The organism is Paraburkholderia sp. RL17-381-BIF-C, assembly GCF_046026435.1.
Taxonomy (GTDB): Bacteria; Pseudomonadota; Gammaproteobacteria; order Burkholderiales; family Burkholderiaceae; genus Paraburkholderia.
Map to the genome: position 1 here is coordinate 1 of NZ_JARESX010000006.1, position 22,403 is coordinate 22,403.

Consider the following 22,403-nt stretch of genomic DNA (forward strand, 5'->3'; position numbering starts at 1 on the left):
ATGTTCACGTGTATCTTCGCGATGGCACGTACGGTCGGCTGGATTGCACAGTGGAACGAAATGATCGCTGATCCTGAACAGAAGATTGGCCGTCCGCGTCAGCTGTTCATCGGCGACACGCAACGTGAAGCCAAGCCGATCGCGCAACGTTGATTGGTTTAAGTCCGCGTCGTTCGCAGTAGTCGGTTCTGCCGCGAGCTGACGCGGAATGTGGTTGATAAGAAATGCCCCGACGGGTTCTCCCGCCGGGGCATTTTGTTTTCGGATTCGATTTCGCGCGTTCGAGCATGAGATCACGCGGCGGTGCAGCAAGCTGCAAGCGCGCGCAGGCGTGCCGGGTAACGTCGATACAGGTATCGGCACTACCACCCAACTCCCTGTTTTTTATCGGTTTTCTTCCTGATTGAGCGGCCCAAAGCGGGATTCTGCGTGGCATAATCGACCGACACGGTCAGCCCGCAGTCATTACTACCCCGCATACCATGGCACAGACTCTCTACGACAAATTGTGGAACACACACGTGGTCCACTCGGAAGAAGACGGTACGACGATTCTCTATATCGACCGTCACCTGCTGCACGAAGTCACCAGCCCTCAGGCGTTCGAAGGCCTGAAGCTGGCTGAGCGTCCGGTGTGGCGCATTAGCGCGAACCTGGCGGTATCGGACCACAACGTGCCGACCACAGACCGCAGCCACGGCATTGCCGATCCGGTTTCCAAGCTGCAAGTCGACACGCTCGATTCGAACTGCGACGCCTACGGCATCACGCAGTTCAAGATGAACGATCTGCGCCAGGGCATCGTGCACATCATCGGGCCGGAGCAGGGCGCCACGCTGCCGGGCATGACGATCGTCTGCGGCGATTCGCACACGTCCACGCACGGCGCGTTCGGTGCGCTCGCGCACGGCATCGGCACGTCGGAAGTCGAGCACGTGCTGGCCACGCAAACGCTCTTGCAGAAAAAGAGCAAGAACATGCTGGTGAAGGTGGAAGGCGCGCTGCCGCGCGGCTGTACCGCGAAAGACATCGTGCTCGCCATCATCGGCAAGATCGGCACGGCAGGCGGCACCGGCTACGCGATCGAATTCGGCGGCTCGACCATCCGCGCGCTTTCCATGGAAGGCCGCATGACCGTCTGCAACATGGCGATCGAGGCAGGCGCGCGCGCCGGCATGGTCGCGGTCGACGACACCACCATCGAGTATCTGAAAGGCCGCCCGTTCTCGCCGGAAGGCGTGGAGTGGGATCACGCGGTCGAGTATTGGAAGCAGTTTAAGACGGACGAAGGCGCGCACTTCGACCGCGTGGTCGAACTGAACGCCGCGGATATCGTGCCGCAAGTCACGTGGGGCACGTCGCCGGAAATGGTCACGGCCGTAGACGGCCGCGTGCCGGATCCGGACCGTGAAAAAGATCCGGTCAAGCGCGACGCCATGGAGCGTGCGCTGAAATACATGGCGCTCGAACCGAATGCGCCGATCGAATCGATCAAGCCGGATAAAATCTTCATCGGGTCGTGCACCAACGCGCGTATTGAAGACATTCGCGCCGCGGCTTACGTCGTGAAGAAACTGGGCCGCCGCGTGGCGCCGAACATCCGTCTGGCCATGGTCGTGCCGGGTTCGGGTCTCGTGAAGGCACAGGCGGAACGTGAAGGCCTCGACAAGGTCTTTACCGACGCCGGGTTCGAATGGCGTGAACCAGGTTGCTCGATGTGTCTCGCCATGAACGCCGACCGGTTGGAGCCGGGTGAGCGTTGTGCGTCCACGTCGAATCGTAATTTCGAAGGTCGTCAGGGCGCCGGTGGGCGTACCCACCTCGTGAGCCCCGCGATGGCTGCGGCCGCCGCCATCGAAGGGCATTTCGTCGATATTCGCAAGCTTGGATAAACACGCATGATGAAGAACATGAATCGCACCACTCTATTGCGTCGCTTCGCGCTCGGTTCCCTGGCTGGGCTTTTGCTCGGTCTAGCCGGTTGCAACACGGTGCACGGATTCGGCGAGGACATGTCGCACCTCGGCAATTCGATCAGCAATCACGCTGATAAATAAGCGGTTTTTGATTTTTGCCGGCCATGCGCCGAGCGGCTTTGCGGCCGCCGCGCGCATCGCCCGGTCTTGAAACAGGTGCCAAGCGTCATGGATAAATTCATCGTACACACCGGCGTCGTGGCGCCGCTCGATCGCGAGAACGTCGACACGGACGCGATCATTCCGAAGCAATTCCTGAAGTCGATCAAGCGCACGGGTTTCGGCCCGAACGCATTCGACGAATGGCGCTACCTCGACCACGGCGAGCCGGGTCAGGACAATTCGAAGCGTCCGCTGAACCCGGATTTCGTGCTGAACCAGCCGCGTTATCAAGGCGCTTCGGTGCTGCTGGCGCGTAAGAACTTCGGCTGCGGCAGCTCGCGCGAGCACGCGCCGTGGGCATTGGAGCAATACGGTTTTCGCGCGCTGATCGCGCCGAGCTTCGCCGACATTTTCTATAACAACTGCTTCAAGAACGGCGTGTTGCCGATCGTGCTGACCGAACAGCAAGTCGATCACCTGTTCAACGAAACGTATGCGTTCAACGGCTTCAAGCTGACGGTCGATCTCGAAGCGCAAGTCGTGCGCACGTCGGACGGCGGCACGGAGTATCCGTTCGAAGTCGCGGCGTTCCGCAAGTACTGCCTGCTGAACGGCTTCGACGACATCGGCCTCACGCTGCGCCACGCGGACAAGATTCGCCAGTTCGAAGCAGAACGGATCGCGAAGCAGCCGTGGCTCGCGCACCGCATCGTCGGTTGAAGGCGTAAGGGCGTAGCGCGCGCTTACGGATTCAAGCTCAAAAGTCTCGAAGAAAATCTCAAGGAATTCGCATGAAGATCGCAGTGTTGCCGGGCGACGGCATTGGTCCCGAAATCGTCAAGGAAGCCGTCAAGGTCCTGAATGTACTCGGCGAGAAATTCGAACTCGAAGAAGCGCCAGTTGGCGGCGCGGGCTACGAAGCGAAGGGCCATCCGCTGCCTGATTCGACGCTGGCGCTGGCAAAAGAAGCCGACGCGATCCTGTTCGGCGCCGTTGGCGACTGGAAGTACGACTCGCTCGAACGCGCGCTGCGCCCGGAGCAGGCCATTCTCGGTCTGCGCAAACACCTGCAACTGTTCGCGAACTTCCGCCCGGCAATCTGCTATCCGCAGCTCACCGGCGCATCGTCGCTGAAAGAAGAGATCGTCTCGGGCCTCGACATCCTGATCGTGCGCGAGCTGAACGGCGACATCTATTTCGGCGCGCCGCGCGGCGTGCGTTCGTCGCCCGACGGCCTGTTCGAAGGCGCCAAGGAAGGTTTCGACACGATGCGTTATTCGGAACCCGAAGTGCGCCGCATTGCGCACGTCGCGTTTCAGGCAGCGCAAAAGCGTCAGAAGAAGCTGACGAGCGTGGACAAGGCGAACGTGCTTGAAACCTCGCAGTTCTGGCGTGATGTGATGATCGACGTTTCGAAGGAATACGCGGACGTCGAACTGTCGCACATGTACGTCGACAACGCGGCCATGCAGTTGGTCAAGGCGCCGAAGGCGTTCGACGTGGTTGTTACCGGCAACATGTTCGGCGACATTCTCTCCGACGAAGCGGCCATGCTGACGGGCTCGATCGGCATGCTGCCGTCGGCCTCGCTCGACAAGAACAACAAGGGCTTGTACGAGCCGTCGCATGGTTCGGCACCGGACATCGCCGGCAAAGGCGTCGCGAATCCGCTGGCTACCATCCTGTCGGCTGCCATGATGCTGCGCTATTCGTTGAATAAGGCCGAGCAAGCCGATCGCATCGAAAATGCCGTGAAAAAAGTGCTCGAACAGGGCTTCCGCACCGGCGACATTCTCACGCCGGGTTGCAAGCAGGTCGGCACCGTTGCCATGGGCGACGCGGTCGTCGCAGCACTGTAAAAAAAGCGCGCGAAGCAAGCAGAAGTCAGGTCGTGAAACGGCCTTTAAAACGCGAATTGGCCTCGAATGAGGCCGATTCGCGCGTAATACGGGCGACAGCGGCGGACATTGACGTCGCCAGATTCCGGTTTTCGTGTATATTGTAGCGATGGCGCACACAGCTCAAATCTCCTCGATTTCGACACTGCACGGCAAAACGGCCCGTGTGGTTGAGCTCGCCATTACCGCCAAAGCTTCCATTAAAACGATTACCCCGAAAACGATCACGAAGCGCTGATCGTCCGTCGTGCCCGCTCATCTTCCCCGCGCGGTCACTGCGGGCAAAGATGCGGGGAAGTTTCCATTCGAAGGGTATGAAGTCATGAACGTAGGTCTCGTAGGTTGGCGCGGCATGGTCGGCAGCGTCCTGATGCAACGTATGCAGCAGGAAGGCGATTTCGATCTTATCGAACCGGTGTTTTTCAGCACCAGCAACGCGGGCGGCAACGCGCCGTCGTTCGCCAAAAACGAGACCAAGCTCAAAGATGCGACAAGCATCGAAGACCTGAAGAAGTGCGAAGCGATCATCTCCTGCCAGGGCGGCGATTACACGAACGAAGTGTTCCCGAAGCTGCGCGCGGCGGGCTGGAACGGTTACTGGATCGACGCGGCTTCGTCGCTGCGCATGAAGGACGACGCGGTCATCATTCTCGATCCGGTCAACCTCTACGTGATCAAGAACGCGCTGGTCAAGGGCCAGAAGAATTTTATCGGCGGCAATTGCACGGTCAGCCTGATGCTAATGGCGCTCGGCGGCCTGTTCCGCGAAAACCTCGTCGACTGGATGACGGCCATGACGTATCAGGCCGCTTCGGGCGCGGGCGCGCAAAACATGCGCGAGCTGCTGCAGCAAATGGGCACGCTGTACGGTGCGGCCAAGGAAGATCTGGCTGATCCGTCGTCGGCGATTCTCGACATCGACCGCCGCGTGCTCGCCGCGATGAACAGCGACCGCATGCCGACCGACAACTTCGGCGTGCCGCTCGCCGGCTCGCTGATTCCGTGGATCGACAAGGATCTCGGCAACGGCATGTCGAAAGAAGAGTGGAAGGGCGGCGCTGAAACCAACAAGATTCTCGGCAAGCCGGCCATGGGCACGCCCGGTTCGATTCCGGTCGACGGCCTGTGCGTGCGGATCGGCGCAATGCGTTGCCACTCGCAGGCGCTGACCATCAAGCTGAACAAGGACGTGCCGCTGGACGAAGTGAACAGCATCCTGGCGTCGGGCAACGACTGGGTCAAGGTGGTGCCGAACGAGCGTGAAGCGTCGATGCGCGATCTGTCCCCGGCGGTCGTGACGGGCACGCTGACGGTGCCGGTCGGCCGCGTGCGCAAACTGGCAATGGGCGGCGAATATCTGTCGGCTTTCACGGTCGGGGATCAGCTGCTGTGGGGTGCTGCGGAACCGCTGCGTCGCATGCTTCGCATTGTGCTCGACAAGTAAAGTAAACTACGCGCTCACGACGCGTAGAAAACTCAAGAAGCGTCGCGCTTGCGCGGCGCTTTTTTCATTGTGTGCTCCGATTATCTTGTCTCTCTCCAACCGCAAAAAAGGGCTGCGCGCTGACGCGCCAGGAGTCCCGATGAACCTTCGACTCTCATCCCTTCGGGCTATGTTCGTTCATCAAGGTGCGCGCCGACTGACGGCCGCCGCCGCTTTGGCTCTCGCGCTGGGTCCCGCCGCCGTGGGCAGCGCGCTCGCTGCGCCGGGCGACGCCGCGAGCGCGCCGGACGCGGCCTCCGTTTCCTACGCGAACGGTGGTCAATTCACGGTTCGTCCAGGGCAGTCGCTGAACGACGTGGCGATTGCCGTCACGCAGTCGCACGACCGGGCGACCCTCGCACGCGCCTCGCGCGCGTTGTTCGAGGCGAATCCTAACGCCTTCATGAGCCATGATCCGAGCCGGATGCGCGTGGGTGCGGTGTTGACGGTGCCGGCGCTGGACGCCTCGGGGGCGCTGGCTGCGTCGTCGGCGGGTGTTGCGTCTGCTGGTTCTGCAGCAGCTGCGCCTGCTTCGGCACCGAGCACAGCTACGGCGAGCGGCGTCGCGCAGGTCAATGCAGCGCCGTCAAGCGCGGCGACGCCAGCCGTCCCTGCCGTGTCTGCGACGACAGCCACTCCTGCCGTGTCGGCGCCGGCCAGTGCAGTTGCCGAGGCAAGCTCTGCGACGGCGGGCGGTACGGCTTCCTCTGCGCCGATCGCCGGATCGCAGGCAGCAGTATTGCCGGCCAGCACCGCTCATGAATGGACCGGCTCGATTCAGCCCTCAGCTAGCGAGCCTGTTGAAGGCGCCTCGGCGGCCGGTGCCGGAACAATTGGCGCGGCGAGCGCCGCACAACCGGCTTCGCAGCCGCGTGTGCAAGTCTCGAGTTTGCAGCAATTGCTCGCATTGAAAAATCGCGTGCTGATGGAATTGCAGAAGCATGGCATTGGCGGTACGCCGGCTGTTAAGGGCGGCGCGTCGACTGGCGTCGCGCCGTCGGCACCCGGTGCGTCCTCGGTGGCGACTGCGCCTGGTCACGTCGGTACGCCGGCAGCTTCGACGTCGAAAGATGTCGGCATGTCGCAGACGGAACTGAGCGTGGCGGCTGCGGTTGGTGCGGCGCTGGTTGCGCTGCTCGCGGCGTTGCGTATGGGGCGCCGGAAGCGCGAGCGCGCCGCGGCGGCTGAAGCTGCGTCGGAGGGGAGCGATTTTGCGGCGTCCGGGCGGTCAGTGGGCCCGCAGGAGGTTGTTGAGACGCGCGCGCAGACTCCGTCGGTACACGAAACGCCGGACGCGAACGACGAGGTGGCGGCCCGAAATGCGGCGGCGCTGGCGGCGACTGAACGTGAGGCCGCGGAAGGTGACGCGGCGGCGCGTGAGATGGCGGAGCGAGTAGCAGCAGAACGCGACGCGGAATTTCGCCGGGCGGCGGCGCGGGAGGCGGAAGAGCAGGCTTTGGCACGCGCAGCCGCAGAAAAGGCTGCGGCGGAACGTATGGCCGCAGAAAAGGGCGCGGGGGAACGTGTGGCCGGAGAACGGGCCGCGGCGGAACGTGCGACCGCAGAGCAGACCGCGGCAGAGCCCGCAGCCGCAGAACAGGCCGCAGCAGAACGTGTAGCCGCAGAGCATGCAGCCGCAGAGCATGCAGCCGCAGAACCGGCGGCGGCAGAACAAGCAGCGGCGGAACAAGCGGCGGCCGAACAAGTGGTAGCCGAACAAGCGGCAGCCGAACACGCAGCAGCCGAACACCCAGCAGCGGAACACGCAGCGGCAGACCGCGCAGCAACTGAACAATCCGCATCGAGCCACGCATCCACCAGCCACGCAGCGGCACCCGCACAAGACCCTGCCGCAGCCCAGCACGTCTGGCACGAACACGACACAACATCCGCATCCGCCGAATCCGCGCACGTCGAGCCGAACAGCGCGCCGTCCGCTCAAAGCGATTTCGCGCCCGAACCCCTTCCTGCGCCCCCGCTCGATCACTTCGATGACGCGACCATGGCCGCGAGCCTTGCCGCCGCCGCGGAACTCGGCGCCGAGGCTCTGCCGCTGGCGCCGCCCGAGCCCCTCAACGAAGCCTTCCCGCACGAGGAACCCGTTCATCGTTTGCAATGGGACGATGTGCCCGCCGAACCGCAGGAACCGTCGGTCGAACTGCATCAATCGGCGCAGACTGAGCACGCGCCGTCGGTGCCGACCGAGTTTCCGCGCGACGCCGTCGATGCCTTCGGCAGCCTCGACATGCCGTTGCCACCGCGCGTCGAGTCATCCGCTGACCGCGTGCACGCACCCGCTTCGCTGTCGACGCAACCGGTGGCATCGCCGGAAGCCACGGCGAAACAGTCCGCCCCCGAGCACCACCCGGACGACACACCGCACGTCGCCGATGAGATTGCAGCCGGTACCGCAGGTCACGCGTCCGTCGCCGGCTTGGGCGCCGGTTTCGGTGCCGGCTTTGGCGCGTCCGGCTTCGGCGCGCTGAAGCTCGATTTCGACCTCGAGTTGCCGCCCAGCCCGGCCGAGCCGTTGCCGGCATTTACGCCGGCCGATCTCACCCGCATCGCTCGCAACAAGCTCGATCTGGCTGCCGAGTACATCGAACTTGGCGATCTGTCCGGCGCGCGCGCGCTCATCAACGAAGTGATCGAGACGAACGATCCGGGTACGCGCACCGAGGCCCGCGCGTTGCTCTCGACGCTCGCCCCGTTGTCGTGAAGCGTATCGCTCTAGGCGTCCAGTACGACGGTTCGGCATTTTGCGGTTGGCAGTCGCAACCGCATGGCAACACCGTCCAGGACGAGCTCGAACGGGCGCTGCGTGAGTTCGCGCAGACGCCGGTGCCCACCGTGGTTGCGGGCCGCACCGATACGGGAGTGCATGGCCTCGGCCAGGTCGTGCATTTCGATACCGAACTCGACCGCGCGGACGTTTCCTGGGTTCGCGGCACCAACTCGTTTCTGCCGAAGACGATCTCGGTGCAGTGGGCCAAGCCGATGCCCGACGAGTTCCACGCACGTTTCTCGGCATTCGAGCGGACCTATTACTACGTGCTTTACGTCCATCCGGTGCGCTCGCCGATGCTGGCGACGCGCGCCGGCTGGCTGCATGCGGCGCTCGACGTCGACGCGATGCGGGCCGCCGCCGCTCATCTGATCGGCGAGCACGACTTTTCGGCGTTCCGCTCGTCGCAATGCCAGTCGAAAACGCCGGTCAAGCATCTGTATCAGATCGACGTGCAGCAGAAGGGCGACTTCGTCCATTTCCGTTTTCGGGCGAACGCGTTCCTGCACCATATGGTGCGCAACCTGATGGGCTGTCTCGTCTACATTGGCCGTGGCCGTCGCCCGGTCGAATGGATGGCCGAGGTGCTGGCGAGCCGCGATCGCGAGGTCGCCGCGCCGACCTTCATGCCCGACGGCTTGTATCTGGCGCAGGTGGGCTATCCTGAGCAATTCGCCGTGCCCGCGCCGCAGACGGGCAGCGTGCCGTGGAGTACCGTATGGACCGAGCAGGCGCAAACATGAAATCAACTGAAAACTTCGCGAACGAATCCAATACCGGTGTGGACCAGCAGGCCATGCCGCATCGCACGCGCATCAAGCTGTGCGGCCTGTCGAAGCCGGAAGACGTGGCCCACGCGATCAACCTCGGCGCCGATGCGATCGGCCTCGTGTTTTACCCGCCGAGCCCGCGTTCGGTCAGCGTCGCGCAGGCCGTCGAGCTGGTGCACGACGTGCCGCCGTTCGTCTCGGTGGTCGGCCTTTTCGTCAACGCTACGCCGGACTGGATTCGCGAAGTGGTGAGCAACGTCGGGCTCACGCTCTTGCAGTTTCACGGCGACGAGACCGCGGAGCAGTGCGAATCGCTTGCCGGCGTTGCGGGTTTGCCTTGGTTGCGTGCGTTACGCGTTGCGGCGGATACTCAGCCGGCCGATTTGGTAAAATCGGCTCTTAGCTATTCAGCAGCCAGCGGCCTTCTGTTCGACACCCATGTCGAAGGATACGGCGGCGGCGGGAAGGTCTTCGATTGGTCACTTATTCCAGCAGGGCTCGCGCGTCGGGCCGTTTTGAGTGGTGGGTTGAGCGCGCAAAACGTCAGTGATGCGATCCATCGCGTGCGCCCGTACGCGGTCGATGTCTCGAGCGGCATCGAAACGCCGGGCGCCAAGGGCGTGAAAGATCACGCCCGGATGGCGGCGTTCGTACGCGCAGTGCGCGCAGCGGACGCTGAATGATTCCGGCGCCGCGATGCTCTCGCACGAGAGCCGCGCGCCACACTGAGAAGAGTGATCACCATGTATAACTTGCCTGACGAAAGAGGCCATTTCGGCCAATTTGGCGGCTCGTTCGTCGCTGAAACGCTGGTTCACGCGCTCCACGAATTGCGCGAAGCCTACGAGAAATACCAGAAAGACCCCGACTTCGTCGCCGAATACGAGCGCGAACTGAAGTATTTTGTTGGCCGTCCGTCGCCGATTTACCACGCACAGCGCTGGAGCGAGATGCTCGGCGGCGCGCAGATCTTCTTCAAGCGTGAGGATCTGAATCACACCGGTGCGCACAAGATCAACAACGTGATCGGCCAGGCGCTGCTCGCCAAGCGCATGGGCAAACCGCGCGTGATCGCGGAAACCGGCGCCGGTCAGCACGGCGTGGCCACGGCCACCATCGCCGCGCGTTTCGGCATGGAATGCGTGGTCTACATGGGTGTCGAAGACGTGCGCCGCCAGGCCGCCAACGTCTACCGTATGAAACTGCTCGGCGCGACCGTCGTGCCAGTCGAATCCGGCTCGCGCACGCTGAAAGACGCGTTGAACGAAGCCATGCGCGACTGGGTGACGAACGTCGAAGACACGTTCTACATTATCGGCACGGTGGCAGGTCCGCACCCGTATCCGATGATGGTGCGCGACTTCCAGCGCGTGATCGGCGACGAATGCAAGGTTCAAATGCCTGCATTGGTCGGCCGTCAGCCGGACGCCGTGATCGCGTGTGTTGGCGGCGGTTCGAACGCTATGGGTATCTTTTACCCGTATATTGACGACACATCGGTGAAGTTGATCGGCGTGGAAGCGGCTGGCGACGGCATCGAAACCGGCCGCCACGCTGCTTCGCTGATTGGCGGAAGTCCCGGCGTGCTGCACGGCAACCGCACCTATCTGCTTCAGGATGAAGACGGGCAGATCATCGAGACGCATTCGGTCTCAGCGGGCCTCGATTATCCGGGCGTCGGTCCTGAGCACGCGTGGTTAAAAGAGAGCAAGCGCGCGGAATATGTCGGCATCACCGACGAAGAAGCGCTCAAAGCGTTTCACGACTGCTGCCGCATCGAGGGGATTATTCCGGCGCTGGAATCCAGCCATGCGCTGGCCTATGCCGCAAAACTCGCGCCGACGCTGCCGAAGGATAAATACCTTCTGGTCAATCTGTCGGGCCGCGGCGACAAGGACATGCATACGGTCGCCGAGCGATCGGGCATTCAGTTCTGAGCGCCGCGACGATGCGTGACGAGTTCGACGAGCCGCAGCCGGCAATTGAAACTACGCCGGCCGCCGATATCCCGGCGGCCGAGGCGCCTGCACTGCTGTTGCCGCAGGTGCCCGCCGGCATTCAGCTGTTGAACCGCGATTTTCTGTCCGATGTAGCGAACATTCCCGACGGGTCGATCGACCTGATCCTGTGCGATCCGCCTTATGGGCTCGGCAAGGATTACGGCAACGACTCCGACATGCGTACGGGCGAAGACTTTCTCGCCTGGACGCGTGGCTGGCTCGAGCTGGCTATTCCGAAGCTCAAGCCGTCGGGTTCGCTCTACATTTTCTGCACGTGGCAGTACGCGCCGGAAATCTTCAGCTTCCTGAAGACAAAACTCACGATGATCAACGAAATCATCTGGGACCGGCGTGTGCCGAGCATGGGCGGAACGGTGCGCCGTTTTACCTCGGTGCATGACAACATCGGCTTTTTCGCGGTGTCGAAGGATTACTTCTTCGATCTCGATCCCGTTCGCATCCCGTACGATGCCGCCACGAAGAAGGCGCGTTCGCGTAAATTGTTCGAAGGCAGTAAGTGGCTCGAGGTTGGCTATAATCCAAAGGATGTCTGGTCGGTTTCGCGTCTGCATCGGCAACATGCCGAGCGCGTCGCGCATCCCACCCAGAAGCCTCTGGAAATTGTCGAGCGGATGGTGCTGGCAAGTTGTCCGAAGGGCGGCCGCGTGCTCGACCCTTTCATGGGCAGCGGCACCACCGCAGTCGCTTGCGCCCGACAGCAGCGCGAATTCGTCGGCTATGAGATCAATGAAAGTTACTGCACGATCGCGCGTGAGCGGGTCAGCGCTGCTGCCGCTCCGCCGGTGGCGCGCCGGGTCAAAGCCAAAACTCAACGGCAGACCGAAGTGCAATGAGCACGCTGCGCGGTAACTCAATTCGAGAATATTCCATGTCCCGTATCAAGAACACGTTTGCTGCGCTGTCCGCCCAAGGCAAGAAAGGCCTGATTCCGTTTATGACGGCCGGCGACCCGGATCCTGCCCGTACGGTCGAATTCATGCATGCGCTCGCCGCCGGCGGCGCGGATGTGATCGAACTCGGCGTGCCGTTTTCCGACCCGATGGCCGATGGCCCGGTGATCCAGCAGTCGTCGGAGCGCGCATTGGCGCACGGTGTGACGCTGCGCCGCGTGATCGCCGACGTCAAACGCTTCCGCGAAACCAACGACACGACGCCCGTCGTGCTGATGGGCTACGCGAATCCGATCGAGCGCATGGGCGCCGAGGCTTTCGCAAAGGCCGCCAAGGAAGCTGGCGTGGACGGCGTGCTGGTTGTCGACTACCCGCCCGAAGAGTGTGCTAACTTCGCCGAACAGATGCGATCTGCCGGCATCGACCCGATTTTCCTCCTTGCGCCCACGTCCACCGACGAGCGTATCGCGGAAGTCGGCAAAATTGCCAGCGGCTACGTCTACTATGTGTCGTTGAAAGGGGTGACCGGAGCGGCGAATCTGGACGTTTCCAGCATCGCGAGTAAAATCCCGGCCATCAAGTCGCGCGTCCCCTTGCCGGTGGGCGTCGGTTTCGGCATTCGTGACGCGCAAACCGCGCGTTCGGTGGCCGAAGTTTCCGATGCCGTCGTGATCGGCAGCCGTATCGTGCAATTGCTGGAACAAGCGGCGCCCGACACCGCCGCCGAGACGCTCACGCGTTTCGTCGCCGAGGTGCGCGAGGCGCTGGATAGCATCGCGACTGCCCGATAACAGTTAATTTTTGTCTTCTGTAGTGTGAGCGGCGGGCTTGTCCCGCCGTTTGCGCGATCGTAGACCCCAGAAGGATTCAATATGAGCTGGCTCGATAAACTGCTGCCGCCGAAAATCAAACAAACCGACCCGAAGAACCGCAAGGGGATTCCGGAAGGCCTGTGGATCAAGTGCCCGTCGTGCGAAGCGGTGCTGTACCGCAACGACGTCGAGGCCAATCTGCACGTTTGCCCGAAGTGCGATCATCACATGCGCATCGGCGCGCGTGAGCGGCTCGACGGCCTGCTCGATCCGGAAGGTCGCTACGAAATCGGCCAGGAAATCGTCCCGGTCGACGCGCTCAAGTTCAAAGACAGCCGCAAGTACCCGGATCGTCTGAAAGAAGCCATGGACGACACCGACGAAACCGACGCAATGGTCGTCATGGGCGGTGCGATTCATACGCTGCCGGTGGTGGTGGCCTGCTTCGAATTCTCGTTCATGGGCGGCTCGATGGGCTCGGTGGTCGGCGAGCGCTTCGCGCGCGGCGCTCAGAACGCGCTCGAGCAGAAGGTGCCGTTCATCTGCTTTACCGCATCGGGCGGCGCGCGGATGCAGGAAAGCCTGTTGTCGCTGATGCAAATGGCGAAGACCACGGCCATGCTGACCAAGCTTGCCGAAGCCAAGCTGCCGTTCATCTCCGTGCTGACCGATCCGACCATGGGCGGCGTGTCGGCCAGTTTCGCGTTTCTCGGCGACGTGGTGATCGCAGAGCCGAAGGCGCTGATCGGCTTTGCCGGCCCGCGCGTGATCGAACAAACCGTGCGCGAGAAGCTGCCGGAAGGTTTCCAGCGCGCCGAGTTCCTGCTCACGAAGGGTGCGATCGACATGATCGTCGACCGCCGCAAGCTGCGTGAAGAAATCGCTCAATTGATGGCGCTGTTGAGCCATCAGCCGGCTGACGCGGTGGCGTAAGCCGGCTGCGCGGTGGAGTGGCGCGCTTTGTCGAGCGCGCCCGCCGTCAAAAAAAGCAGTAAAAATAGCGCGCCGCGTGAGGGATCAAGCGGCGCGCTGTCATTTCCGGGATAATTATGGTCTCGCAACGCAGCGCCGGTTGCCGACGAAGGCCGGCGCAGGCGCTGAGTTTCCGCGCATAAACCGCCTCAGAGACTAGGCTCTGGCCGCAGCCGCAGCCGCAGCCGCAGCCGCAGCCGCAGCCGCAGCCGACCGCTCGCGGCGCACATTCGCAATACTGCCAAATCGATTCACTCGCGATTCACCCGATGACCACATTCCCCACCCTCGACGCGTGGCTCACGCACCTCGAATCCGCGCATCCGGTCGGCATCGACATGGGTCTCGCTCGAATCACCCAGGTGCGCGACGCCATGCAATTGTCGTTCGCGTGCCCGGTCATCACGGTCGGCGGCACGAATGGCAAGGGTTCCACGTGCGCGATCCTCGAATCCATTCTGCTGCGCGCGGGGTTCACGGTCGGCTGCCACACGTCGCCACATCTGCTGTCGTTTAATGAACGTGCTCGGGTGAACGGCCAAATGGCCTGCGACGCGGATCTGCTGCCGCACTTCGAGGCCGTCGAAACGGCTCGGCTGAGCCTCGCCGAACCGGTCACGCTCACCTACTTCGAATTCACGACGCTGGCGATCATGAGCCTGTTCGCTTCGCGCGGCCTGGATGCGGTGATCCTTGAAGTCGGCCTGGGCGGCCGCCTCGACGCGGTCAATATCCTCGATACGGATTGCGCGATCATCACCAGCATCGATATCGATCACACGGACTATCTCGGCGATACGCGAGAGAAAATTGCCTTCGAAAAAGCCGGCATTTTCCGGCCGGGCAAGCCGGCGATCTGCGCGGACCCGGTGCCGCCGCAATCGCTGATCGATTACGCTGAAAAAATCGGCGCGGAATTGTGGCTGTTCGGCCGCGATTTTCGATACGAAGGCCAGGCAGGCAGCGAACGCCAGCAATGGAGCTACGTCGGCCCGACCATGCGGCGTTCGGCGCTGGCCTATCCGGCGCTGCGCGGCGCGAATCAGTTGATCAACACGTCAGCGGCGCTTGCCGGTCTCGAAGCGCTGCGTGACCGTTTGCCGGTGTCGGCCCAGGACATCCGCCTCGGCCTCGCGAATGTAGAGCTGCCTGGGCGTTTCCAGGTGCTGCCGGGCAAACCTGCCATCGTGCTCGATGTCGGTCACAATCCGCACGCGGCCGCCGTGCTGACGCAAAACCTCGGGAACATGGGCTTCTTCCCGTACACGTACGCGGTGTTCGGCGCAATGCGCGACAAGGACATAGCCGGCGTACTGGCGCACCTGAAAGGCGAAATCGACCATTGGTGCGTAACCGATTTGCCGACGCCGCGGGCGGCGTCAGCGGAAGAGCTCGAAACGGCATTGCGCGAGCAGGGCGTGGGCGAGGGCGCCGACAGCAGCGTGACGCGCTACGCCACACCAGCAGAGGCTTTCCAAGACGCGCTAAAACGAGCGTCAGAGAATGATAGAATCGTGGTTTTCGGCAGTTTCTATACGGTAGCAGGCGTCATGGCCTACCGTAAATCGCAGCAACACTGAACGGGCGCCAGGCTCGAACCAAGCGATTCATGGGAATTTTCTCGTTCGGCAAGAAAGACGACGCGCCCAACCGGCGCGGCGCAAATACCAGTTCCACCCGGGCCGCCCGTGGCGAGCGCGTGGAGCGGCGAACCCGCCGCACGGAGCGCACCGTCGACGCCGATGCGATGCTGCTCGACCCTACGTTGCCGGAAAAGCAGCGTGCGCGTCGCCGCCTCGTGGGCGCGATCGCAATGGTCGTGGCCGCGGTCGTCATCTTGCCGATGGTGCTGGACTCGCACCCCAAGCCCGTCACAGACGACATCTCCATCGACATTCCAAGCCGTCCCGCGCCGAAGCTCGCCAAAGCCGAGGAAGACACGCAGGCCGGTGTAGCACCCGACAATCCCACGCCAGACTCAGCACTCGCCGCATCCGGTCTCGCGCCGGCCACGGCAGCAGCCAAGCAAGCCCAACCTGGCGTCACGAAACAATCGAGCGCGGAAGCAAACGCCGCGGCAGCCTCCGCGGTCAAGCCGGCGACGAAACCGCAGGCGCCGTCCGTTGCTGCCAACACCACGCCGGCGGCGCCCGCAGCGCCAGCCAAGCCGGCCAAGCCTCCGGTTACGCATAACGCCGCGACCGTTCCGGCGCCGACCGCTCAGGCCACGAGTTCCGACGACACGAACACGGCCGCCAGCGCGGACGCGAATTCCGGCACGCCGGCCTCGCCGGCTGGCAGCCGTTTCGCCGTGCAACTCGGCGCGTTCGCGAACGACGCCAACGCGCGAAACTGGGCTGCCAAGTTGAAAGCGGCAGGTGTGCCCACATATACCGAACATCGGAAGCAGGCAGACGGCTCCACGCTTACGTTACTGCGGGCCGGCCCGTTCGCCGACCGTGCAGCGGCTAGCGCCGCCATTGCAAAGGTTCGCGAGGCCGGCTTGATGTCGGGCGCGAACAGCGGCGCCGCACAGTAAGTCGGCGATGTTCACTGCCTTCGACTACGCTGTAATGGCGGTGATCGGTTTGTCGGCGTTGCGCGGCACATGGCGCGGGTTTTTGTCCGAGATATTCGGGTTGATCGGCTGGATCGCGGCATTTTTCATTGCTTGCCGCTTTGTCGGTTACGTCGTGCCGTTTATCCCGTCCACTTGGCCGGGCGGCGCGTTGACCCAGTGGCTGCTGGCGTTCGCGCTGGTGGTGATCGGTGTGGTGCTGGTGGCGAGCGTGCTGAACGCCCTCTTGAGCCGCATCGTGCAGGCAACCGGCTTGAGCGGCGTGGACCGCTCGCTCGGTTTGATGTTCGGCCTCGTGCGCGGGGTCATTCTGGTGCTGATTCTGGTCGCCCTGGCTGGCTTGACCGAACTGCCCCAACAGGAATTCTGGCGCAACGCCTTGCTTCGGCCCTATGCGGTCGAGGGCGTGCACGTAATGAAACCGCTGCTTCCCGAGACGCTTGCTGCCTACGTCCGAGTGTGACGATCAGGCGAGTGATGAGGGAAACGCAGCAGGACTCCGGCGCAAACCGGCTGCCGTTAAGTTCGGTCGCGTAACTTGCATACGCTCCGAAGCAGGTCCCCTCGGGGACTCCGTTGCAGGCAGCGGTCGCCATGACGAATTTCGTACCTTTGAAGGACATGCCATGTGCGGCATCGTAGGCGTAGTTTCCCACTCTCCGGTCAATCAGCTGATCTATGACAGCCTGCTGCTTCTGCAGCATCGCGGTCAGGACGCCGCCGGCATCGCGACAGCGAACGGCAGCAATTTCCACATGCACAAGGCCAACGGCATGGTGCGCGACGTGTTCCGCACGCGCAACATGCGCAGCCTGCCCGGCACGACCGGTATCGGCCAGGTCCGCTACCCGACCGCTGGTTCCGCGTCGAGCGAAGAAGAAGCCCAGCCGTTCTACGTGAACGCGCCGTTCGGCATCATCCTCGCGCACAACGGCAATCTGACCAACTGGCAGCAGCTGAAAGATGAGATGTTCCGCATCGATCGCCGCCACATCAATACCAATTCCGACACGGAAGTGATGCTCAACGTGCTCGCGCACGAACTGCAGCTCTCCAGCTCGGGCCTGCAACTCGATCCGGCCGCGCTGTTCAACGCCGTGTCGGGCGTGCATCGCCGGGTGCGCGGTTCGTACGCAATCGTGTCGCTGATCGCGGGCTACGGCCTGCTGGGTTTCCGTGACCCGTTCGGCATCCGCCCGCTGTGCCTCGGCAAGCAGGAAACGGCCGAAGGCGTCGAGTGGATCCTGGCGTCGGAATCGGTGGCGATCGAAGGTATCGGCTTTGAATTCGTGCGCGACGTGGCGCCGGGCGAAGCGGTTTTCATCGACATCGAAGGCAATCTGCACTCGCAGCAATGCGCGACGAACCCGAGCCTGAACCCGTGCATTTTCGAACTCGTGTATCTCGCGCGTCCGGACTCGGTGCTCGACGGCGTGCCGGTCTACAACGTGCGCCTGCGCATGGGCGACTACCTCGCGGAGAAGATCAAGCGCGAACTGCCTGACGTTCCAATCGACGTCGTGATGCCGATTCCCGATTCGTCCCGTCCGGCCGCGATGCAGGTCGCGAAGAAGCTGGGCGTGGAATACCGTGAAGGCTTCTTCAAGAACCGTTACGTCGGCCGTACCTTCATCATGCCGGGCCAGGCTGTGCGCAAGAAGTCGGTGCGCCAGAAGCTGAACGCCATGGGCATCGAATTCAAGGGCAAGAACGTGCTGATCGTCGACGACTCGATCGTGCGCGGCACCACGTCGCACGAAATCGTGCAGATGGCGCGCGACGCCGGCGCGAACAAGGTGATCTTCGCTTCGGCGGCGCCGCCGGTGAAGTTCCCGAACGTCTACGGCATCGACATGCCCACGCGCGGTGAACTGGTCGCCCACGGCCGCTCGGACGACGAAGTCGCGCGCATGATCGGCGCGGACCATCTCGTTTATCAGGACGTCGATGCGCTGAAGCAGGCAGTGCGCGATATCAACCCGGCGCTGAAGGAATTCGAAGCGTCGTGTTTCGACGGCAACTACGTGACCGGCGACGTCACTACCGAGTACCTCGACCGCATCGAGACCGCGCGTCTCGCGCCGTCGTCGCAGTCGGATCGCGACGCCGCGAGCGAAGCGATCGACGGTGGCGCGCCGGCCCGTTCGCAACTGCATCTGCAACTGTCGGTGGGTTGAGCGCGGCCTGAACGATGCCGCTCGCGGCGTGGCACGCTGCACGCCACGCCGCGAGCGTGTTAGCATGATACCTTGCGTCGATTTGAACTCAGCTTGCGGACGCGGGGCAACCCGAAACAGCTAAAGCGAATGGTGGACAAGCCGCATTCATCTACCTCCGCTCCAGCTTTCCCCCGCACATGAAGCCCGCTTATGCCGACGCAAAAGCGGGCTTTTTTGTCGCTGCCGTTCGGTAGCACGAGCGTCTCCCGTACGTGGGACGCACACGCCGAACGCAGCCATGGAACATTGGAAACCAGAACCAACATGGACGACTCCCTAAACTTCGATACGCTGGCAGTCCGCTCGGGCACGGTGCGCAGCGATTTCAACGAACATTCGGAAGCGATTTTCCTGACCTCGAGCTTCGTATTCGCGAGTGCCGCGGACGCCGCCGAAAAATTCAAGAATTCCGAAGACAACTACACCTATTCGCGCTTCACGAATCCGACCGTCTCGATGTTCCAGGATCGCCTGGCCGCGCTCGAAGGCGGCGAAGCCTGCATGGCGACGGCGTCGGGCATGGCCGCGATCATGTCCGTGGTGATGTCGGCGTTGCAGGCAGGCGACCATCTGGTGAGTTCGCAGGCGCTGTTCGGCTCGACGCTCGGCATGTTCTCGCAGATCTTCAGCAAGTTCGGCATCACGACAACGTTCGTCGATCCGACCGATCTGGACGCATGGAAGAACGCCGTGCGCCCGGAGACGAAGATGTTCTTCCTCGAAACACCGTCGAATCCGCTGACCGAAGTCGCCGACATCGAAGCGATCAGCAAGATCGCCAAGGCGTCGAACGCGATTTTCGTGGTCGATAACTGCTTCTGCAGCCCGGCCTTGCAACAGCCGCTGAAACTCGGCGCGGACGTCGTGATGCATTCGGCCACCAAGTTCCTCGACGGTCAGGGTCGCGTGCTGGGCGGCGCGCTGGTCGGCTCGAAGCAGTTCATCATGGAAAAGGTGTTTCCGTTCGTGCGTAGCGCCGGGCCGACGCTCTCCGCGTTCAACGCGTGGGTGCTGCTCAAAGGCATGGAAACGCTGTCGCTGCGCGTTGAAAAGCAGTCGGCGAATGCACTCGAAATTGCGCGCTGGCTGGAGACGCATCCGGCTGTGAATCGTGTGTTCTATCCGGGGCTGGAATCGCATCCGCAGCACGCGCTGGCCATGCGGCAGCAGAAGGCGGGCGGCGCGATCCTGTCGTTCGAACTGAAGGGCGACACGCCCGAGCAGATGCGCGCGAATGCATGGCGAGTGATCGACAACACGAAGATCTGCTCGATCACCGGCAACCTCGGCGATACGCGTACCACCATCACGCATCCGGCGACGACCACGCACGGTCGTGTGACGCCGGAAGCGCGCGCGGCGGCCGGTATTAGCGAAGGTTTGATCCGTCTGGCGGTCGGTCTGGAAAACGCCGGCGATATCCGGGGCGATCTGGAGCGCGGTCTGGCGGGTTGAACGACGATGTGAGCGTAATGCTCGATGCGGGACAGGCGGGCCGCTCTGCCTGGCGGCTCGCGCAGTGAATAGGCGCGCTGAGACTCGGTGTGGTGAGGCTCAGTGTGTTGAAACTCAGAGCAGTAGAACTTAGCGCGGTAAGACCCAGCGCAGTAAGACTCGTCGCGCTAAGACTCAACGCGGTACGCCGCCACGCGTGAAGACCCAGCGCGCTAAGACGCCACGCCGCAGAACCCGGCGCAGCAAACTCCACCGCGCTAAAAACTCAATGGCGCAACGCGCGCCATTGACCGGGCGCCAGCCCGAAACGCCGCGTGAACGCGTGCGTATACGCGCTCTGATCGCCGAAGCCGATATCCAACGCGATATCGGTCAACGAAAGGCGCGGATCGGCGAGCAATGTGAGCGACGTATCCAGACGCAGACGCTGCAAATAGCGATGCGGCGTTTCGCCGAAGGCCTCGATAAAAAGCTGATGAAAGCGCCGCATACCGAACCCGCAATGGGCGGCAAGGTCGGCGATCCGCAGAGGCTCTGATAAATGCGCGCGCAACCAGCGGTCAATACGCGCAAAGTCGAGACCGGCGCCGGCCGCCTGGGCGCCCGCCGTCGTGCCCGCGTCTGTCACTAGCGCGGCGCCGAGGCGTGCTGCTGCGTCCCAATGAAAACGTCGTGTGTCCAGATCGTCGCCTTGAGCGCCGCCGGTGGCGTGCGCGGCGATGCGATGTACAAGCTGCGTCAGCGAGGCGTCCACCGTGACGGCCCGCGCGCGGTCGAACAGCCGTTCCGGCACAGCGAGCGACGACGCCGGCAAGTCCAGAACCAATTGCCGGTTCTCGCCGATGCCCGCGTAATCGTGTCGCGCGCCTGCCGGGATGAGCCACGCGGAGCCGGCGTCGATCTGGTGCGCGACGCCGTCTACCGCCATTACCATCGCGCCGTCGAGTCCCAGCACGACCTGATGAAAATCGTGCACGTCCGACGCTTCGATTGCGCCGTAGCGGCGCAATGAAACGCTAGGTGCGGTAACGGCGGCGTGACTCATAGACGAGACGGTGCGCGGCAACAGAACGGCGAAAAAACTTAGACGCCGAGCAGTTCGACTTCGAATACGAGCGTCGCATTCGGCGGAATCACGCCGCCTGCCCCGCGCACGCCGTAGCCGAGTTGCGGCGGGATGGTCAGCTTGCGGGTGCCGCCGACCTTCATGCCTTGCACGCCTTCGTCCCAGCCCTTGATGACCATGCCGCCGCCCAGCACGAAAGCGAATGGGTCGTTGCGGTCCTTGCTCGAATCGAACTTCTGACCATCGGTCAGCCAGCCGGTGTAGTGAACGCTGACGGTCTTGCCGGCCACTGCCTCGGCGCCGGTGCCTTCAACGATGTCTTCGTACTTCAAACCGGATTCGGTAGTCACAGTCGACATGTGTCGCTCCTTAGATCAAAAACGTAAAAACCGACATTGTAGGCGTGTTGACGTCGCGTCGCCCAGGAATGCCGCGTGGCACGCGGATTGCGTGAACACTGGTCGTCCGGCCAAGCTGATCGCGCCGGATCGCGTGCCTATAATGGGGCTTCTTTCAATCATCATGCACCGCCTGAGAGGGCTCGATCGTGACAACGTCTTCAACCGGAAATGCTGGCGCAAATCTGGTGCCTTCCGGCTTCGCCGTCTCCGAACGCACCGCGCATCTGCGCGCTGAAACCGCGCTGTTCATGCGTGACCATGTGTTGTCACTGGTGTCGCACGACCTGCGTGGTCCATTGAATGCCATTCATAGCTGGGCCTACGTGCTGGAGCGCAAGCTCGACGCGAACGACCCCAACGCGCAACGCGCCGTCACCGGCATTCGTAATGGCGTGGACCAGCAGGTCAAGCTGCTCGAGACGATCGTGGACGCCACGCGCGCCGAAACCAAATCCCTGGCGCTTGCCTACGCGCCATTTTCCCTGCATCCGTTACTCGATGAGACCGCCGAAGAAGTCCGCTCGGGCCTCGCTCGCGCGCGCGGCGTGGAAGTCACGGTCGATTCGCAACTTGCCACCCAGCAGCTCAATGGCGACCGCGAACGCCTCGCGGCCGCGCTGTGGCTGATGCTTACGTTCGCGGTCGAAACGAGCGCGGAAGGCGCCACGGTCACGCTAGTCACGAAAGCGGATACGAGCGCATGGCACGCCAGCGTCGCCTACGAAACCAACAGCGCCGCGTTGGAAGCCCCCTCCCTGCCGCATGTTCTCGAAGCGTTTGCCCGCAAGCAGGCGCGCGAACCGCGCGAAGCGAAGCGGATCGCGTGGGTGCTCGCGCTGTGCAAGCGCATTGCGGAAGCGCACGGCGGCAGTTTCGAGCAAGGCGACGCGACCGACGGCACCACGGCCACGCTCGCGCTGCGCGTCCCGCTGCACGCAACGGCTGCGAAATGAGCGGTTCGACATAGCTGCGTGC

General features: G+C 63.0%; 21 protein-coding genes. 19 read left to right on the forward strand and 2 right to left on the reverse strand.

Features of this window, described 5'->3' with window-relative positions; genetic code table 11:
* The 18 genes from P0D70_RS06130 to P0D70_RS06215 all read left to right on the forward strand — a co-directional run.
* Nucleotides 1–153: citrate/2-methylcitrate synthase (locus P0D70_RS06130; protein ID WP_408183832.1), on the forward strand; the 153-nt coding region annotated here is incomplete at its 5' end.
* Between the two features lie 329 nt (nt 154–482).
* A complete protein-coding gene (gene leuC, locus P0D70_RS06135) occupies nt 483–1,892 on the forward strand; it encodes a 3-isopropylmalate dehydratase large subunit (protein WP_091804879.1) in 1,410 nt (469 codons plus the stop codon).
* 6 nt (nt 1,893–1,898) lie between these two features.
* Nucleotides 1,899–2,057 (forward strand): entericidin A/B family lipoprotein, encoded by a 159-nt coding sequence (locus P0D70_RS06140; RefSeq protein WP_040124161.1) that lies wholly within the window; start codon nt 1,899–1,901, stop codon nt 2,055–2,057.
* Between the two features lie 87 nt (nt 2,058–2,144).
* On the forward strand, nt 2,145–2,798 hold the full coding sequence (gene leuD, locus P0D70_RS06145; protein ID WP_091804876.1) for a 3-isopropylmalate dehydratase small subunit: 654 nt from the start codon (nt 2,145–2,147) through the stop codon (nt 2,796–2,798).
* A gap of 71 nt (nt 2,799–2,869) precedes the next feature.
* Nucleotides 2,870–3,937 (forward strand): 3-isopropylmalate dehydrogenase, encoded by a 1,068-nt coding sequence (leuB, locus tag P0D70_RS06150; RefSeq protein WP_408183577.1) that lies wholly within the window; start codon nt 2,870–2,872, stop codon nt 3,935–3,937.
* Nucleotides 3,938–4,298: 361 nt separating this feature from the next.
* On the forward strand, nt 4,299–5,420 hold the full coding sequence (gene asd / locus P0D70_RS06155; protein WP_408183579.1) for an aspartate-semialdehyde dehydrogenase: 1,122 nt from the start codon (nt 4,299–4,301) through the stop codon (nt 5,418–5,420).
* A 139-nt stretch (nt 5,421–5,559) separates the two neighbouring features.
* Complete coding sequence (locus P0D70_RS06160; RefSeq protein WP_408183581.1) at nt 5,560–8,178, forward strand: FimV/HubP family polar landmark protein; 2,619 nt, start codon at nt 5,560–5,562, stop codon at nt 8,176–8,178.
* A complete protein-coding gene (truA, locus tag P0D70_RS06165) occupies nt 8,175–8,987 on the forward strand; it encodes a tRNA pseudouridine(38-40) synthase TruA (protein ID WP_408183585.1) in 813 nt (270 codons plus the stop codon). Before P0D70_RS06160 ends, truA begins: the two co-directional genes overlap by 4 nt.
* Nucleotides 8,984–9,697 carry a phosphoribosylanthranilate isomerase gene (locus P0D70_RS06170; RefSeq protein WP_408183588.1) on the forward strand — a complete coding sequence of 238 codons (714 nt, stop codon included), beginning with the start codon at nt 8,984–8,986 and terminating at the stop codon, nt 9,695–9,697. The genes truA and P0D70_RS06170 overlap by 4 nt, the downstream gene beginning before the upstream one ends.
* Nucleotides 9,698–9,757: 60 nt before the next feature.
* Nucleotides 9,758–10,951, forward strand: coding sequence for a tryptophan synthase subunit beta (trpB, locus tag P0D70_RS06175; protein WP_408183590.1), 1,194 nt, complete (start codon nt 9,758–9,760; stop codon nt 10,949–10,951).
* Nucleotides 10,952–10,962: 11 nt separating this feature from the next.
* Nucleotides 10,963–11,868, forward strand: coding sequence for a DNA-methyltransferase (locus P0D70_RS06180; RefSeq protein ID WP_408183592.1), 906 nt, complete (start codon nt 10,963–10,965; stop codon nt 11,866–11,868).
* 35 nt (nt 11,869–11,903) lie between these two features.
* Nucleotides 11,904–12,716, forward strand: coding sequence for a tryptophan synthase subunit alpha (trpA, locus tag P0D70_RS06185; RefSeq protein ID WP_408183594.1), 813 nt, complete (start codon nt 11,904–11,906; stop codon nt 12,714–12,716).
* Between the two features lie 81 nt (nt 12,717–12,797).
* The gene (gene accD / locus P0D70_RS06190) at nt 12,798–13,670 is read left to right on the forward strand and encodes an acetyl-CoA carboxylase, carboxyltransferase subunit beta (RefSeq protein ID WP_091804851.1); all 873 of its coding nucleotides are present in this window, start codon (nt 12,798–12,800) and stop codon (nt 13,668–13,670) included.
* Nucleotides 13,671–13,978: 308 nt separating this feature from the next.
* On the forward strand, nt 13,979–15,289 hold the full coding sequence (gene folC / locus P0D70_RS06195; protein WP_408183598.1) for a bifunctional tetrahydrofolate synthase/dihydrofolate synthase: 1,311 nt from the start codon (nt 13,979–13,981) through the stop codon (nt 15,287–15,289).
* 29 nt (nt 15,290–15,318) lie between these two features.
* The gene (locus P0D70_RS06200; protein ID WP_408183601.1) at nt 15,319–16,248 is read left to right on the forward strand and encodes an SPOR domain-containing protein; all 930 of its coding nucleotides are present in this window, start codon (nt 15,319–15,321) and stop codon (nt 16,246–16,248) included.
* A gap of 7 nt (nt 16,249–16,255) precedes the next feature.
* Nucleotides 16,256–16,750, forward strand: a complete 495-nt coding sequence (locus P0D70_RS06205; protein WP_035561040.1) for a CvpA family protein — start codon at nt 16,256–16,258, stop codon at nt 16,748–16,750.
* 163 nt (nt 16,751–16,913) lie between these two features.
* Nucleotides 16,914–18,464 (forward strand): amidophosphoribosyltransferase, encoded by a 1,551-nt coding sequence (purF, locus tag P0D70_RS06210; RefSeq protein ID WP_091804841.1) that lies wholly within the window; start codon nt 16,914–16,916, stop codon nt 18,462–18,464.
* 306 nt (nt 18,465–18,770) lie between these two features.
* Complete coding sequence (locus P0D70_RS06215; protein ID WP_091809005.1) at nt 18,771–19,961, forward strand: O-succinylhomoserine sulfhydrylase; 1,191 nt, start codon at nt 18,771–18,773, stop codon at nt 19,959–19,961.
* Nucleotides 19,962–20,226: 265 nt separating this feature from the next.
* On the opposite strand, the gene P0D70_RS06220 is transcribed toward P0D70_RS06215, so the two are convergent.
* Together P0D70_RS06220 and P0D70_RS06225 are read right to left on the reverse strand one after the other, a co-directional pair.
* Nucleotides 20,227–21,006 (reverse strand): AraC family transcriptional regulator, encoded by a 780-nt coding sequence (locus P0D70_RS06220; RefSeq protein WP_408183607.1) that lies wholly within the window; start codon nt 21,004–21,006, stop codon nt 20,227–20,229.
* Nucleotides 21,007–21,044: 38 nt separating this feature from the next.
* On the reverse strand, nt 21,045–21,386 hold the full coding sequence (locus P0D70_RS06225; RefSeq protein ID WP_027803023.1) for an FKBP-type peptidyl-prolyl cis-trans isomerase: 342 nt from the start codon (nt 21,384–21,386) through the stop codon (nt 21,045–21,047).
* Nucleotides 21,387–21,574: 188 nt separating this feature from the next.
* Here P0D70_RS06225 and P0D70_RS06230 point away from each other — a divergent pair, with 188 nt between their 5' ends.
* Nucleotides 21,575–22,381, forward strand: coding sequence for a sensor histidine kinase (locus tag P0D70_RS06230; RefSeq protein WP_408183609.1), 807 nt, complete (start codon nt 21,575–21,577; stop codon nt 22,379–22,381).
* Nucleotides 22,382–22,403: the final 22 nt, after the last annotated feature.

Excerpts from the sequence above, each read along its gene's own strand:
- leuC (WP_091804879.1), top strand. The coding sequence starts at position 483 with ATGGCACAGACTCTCTACGACAAATTGTGGAACACACACGTGGTCCAC.
- P0D70_RS06140 (WP_040124161.1), top strand. The coding sequence starts at position 1,899 with ATGATGAAGAACATGAATCGCACCACTCTATTGCGTCGCTTCGCGCTC.
- leuD (WP_091804876.1), top strand. The coding sequence starts at position 2,145 with ATGGATAAATTCATCGTACACACCGGCGTCGTGGCGCCGCTCGATCGC.
- leuB (WP_408183577.1), top strand. The coding sequence starts at position 2,870 with ATGAAGATCGCAGTGTTGCCGGGCGACGGCATTGGTCCCGAAATCGTC.
- asd (WP_408183579.1), top strand. The coding sequence starts at position 4,299 with ATGAACGTAGGTCTCGTAGGTTGGCGCGGCATGGTCGGCAGCGTCCTG.
- P0D70_RS06160 (WP_408183581.1), top strand. The coding sequence starts at position 5,560 with ATGAACCTTCGACTCTCATCCCTTCGGGCTATGTTCGTTCATCAAGGT.
- P0D70_RS06170 (WP_408183588.1), top strand. The coding sequence starts at position 8,984 with ATGAAATCAACTGAAAACTTCGCGAACGAATCCAATACCGGTGTGGAC.
- trpB (WP_408183590.1), top strand. The coding sequence starts at position 9,758 with ATGTATAACTTGCCTGACGAAAGAGGCCATTTCGGCCAATTTGGCGGC.
- P0D70_RS06180 (WP_408183592.1), top strand. The coding sequence starts at position 10,963 with ATGCGTGACGAGTTCGACGAGCCGCAGCCGGCAATTGAAACTACGCCG.
- trpA (WP_408183594.1), top strand. The coding sequence starts at position 11,904 with ATGTCCCGTATCAAGAACACGTTTGCTGCGCTGTCCGCCCAAGGCAAG.
- accD (WP_091804851.1), top strand. The coding sequence starts at position 12,798 with ATGAGCTGGCTCGATAAACTGCTGCCGCCGAAAATCAAACAAACCGAC.
- folC (WP_408183598.1), top strand. The coding sequence starts at position 13,979 with ATGACCACATTCCCCACCCTCGACGCGTGGCTCACGCACCTCGAATCC.
- P0D70_RS06200 (WP_408183601.1), top strand. The coding sequence starts at position 15,319 with ATGGGAATTTTCTCGTTCGGCAAGAAAGACGACGCGCCCAACCGGCGC.
- P0D70_RS06205 (WP_035561040.1), top strand. The coding sequence starts at position 16,256 with ATGTTCACTGCCTTCGACTACGCTGTAATGGCGGTGATCGGTTTGTCG.
- purF (WP_091804841.1), top strand. The coding sequence starts at position 16,914 with ATGTGCGGCATCGTAGGCGTAGTTTCCCACTCTCCGGTCAATCAGCTG.
- P0D70_RS06215 (WP_091809005.1), top strand. The coding sequence starts at position 18,771 with ATGGACGACTCCCTAAACTTCGATACGCTGGCAGTCCGCTCGGGCACG.
- P0D70_RS06220 (WP_408183607.1), bottom strand. The coding sequence starts at position 21,006 with ATGAGTCACGCCGCCGTTACCGCACCTAGCGTTTCATTGCGCCGCTAC.
- P0D70_RS06225 (WP_027803023.1), bottom strand. The coding sequence starts at position 21,386 with ATGTCGACTGTGACTACCGAATCCGGTTTGAAGTACGAAGACATCGTT.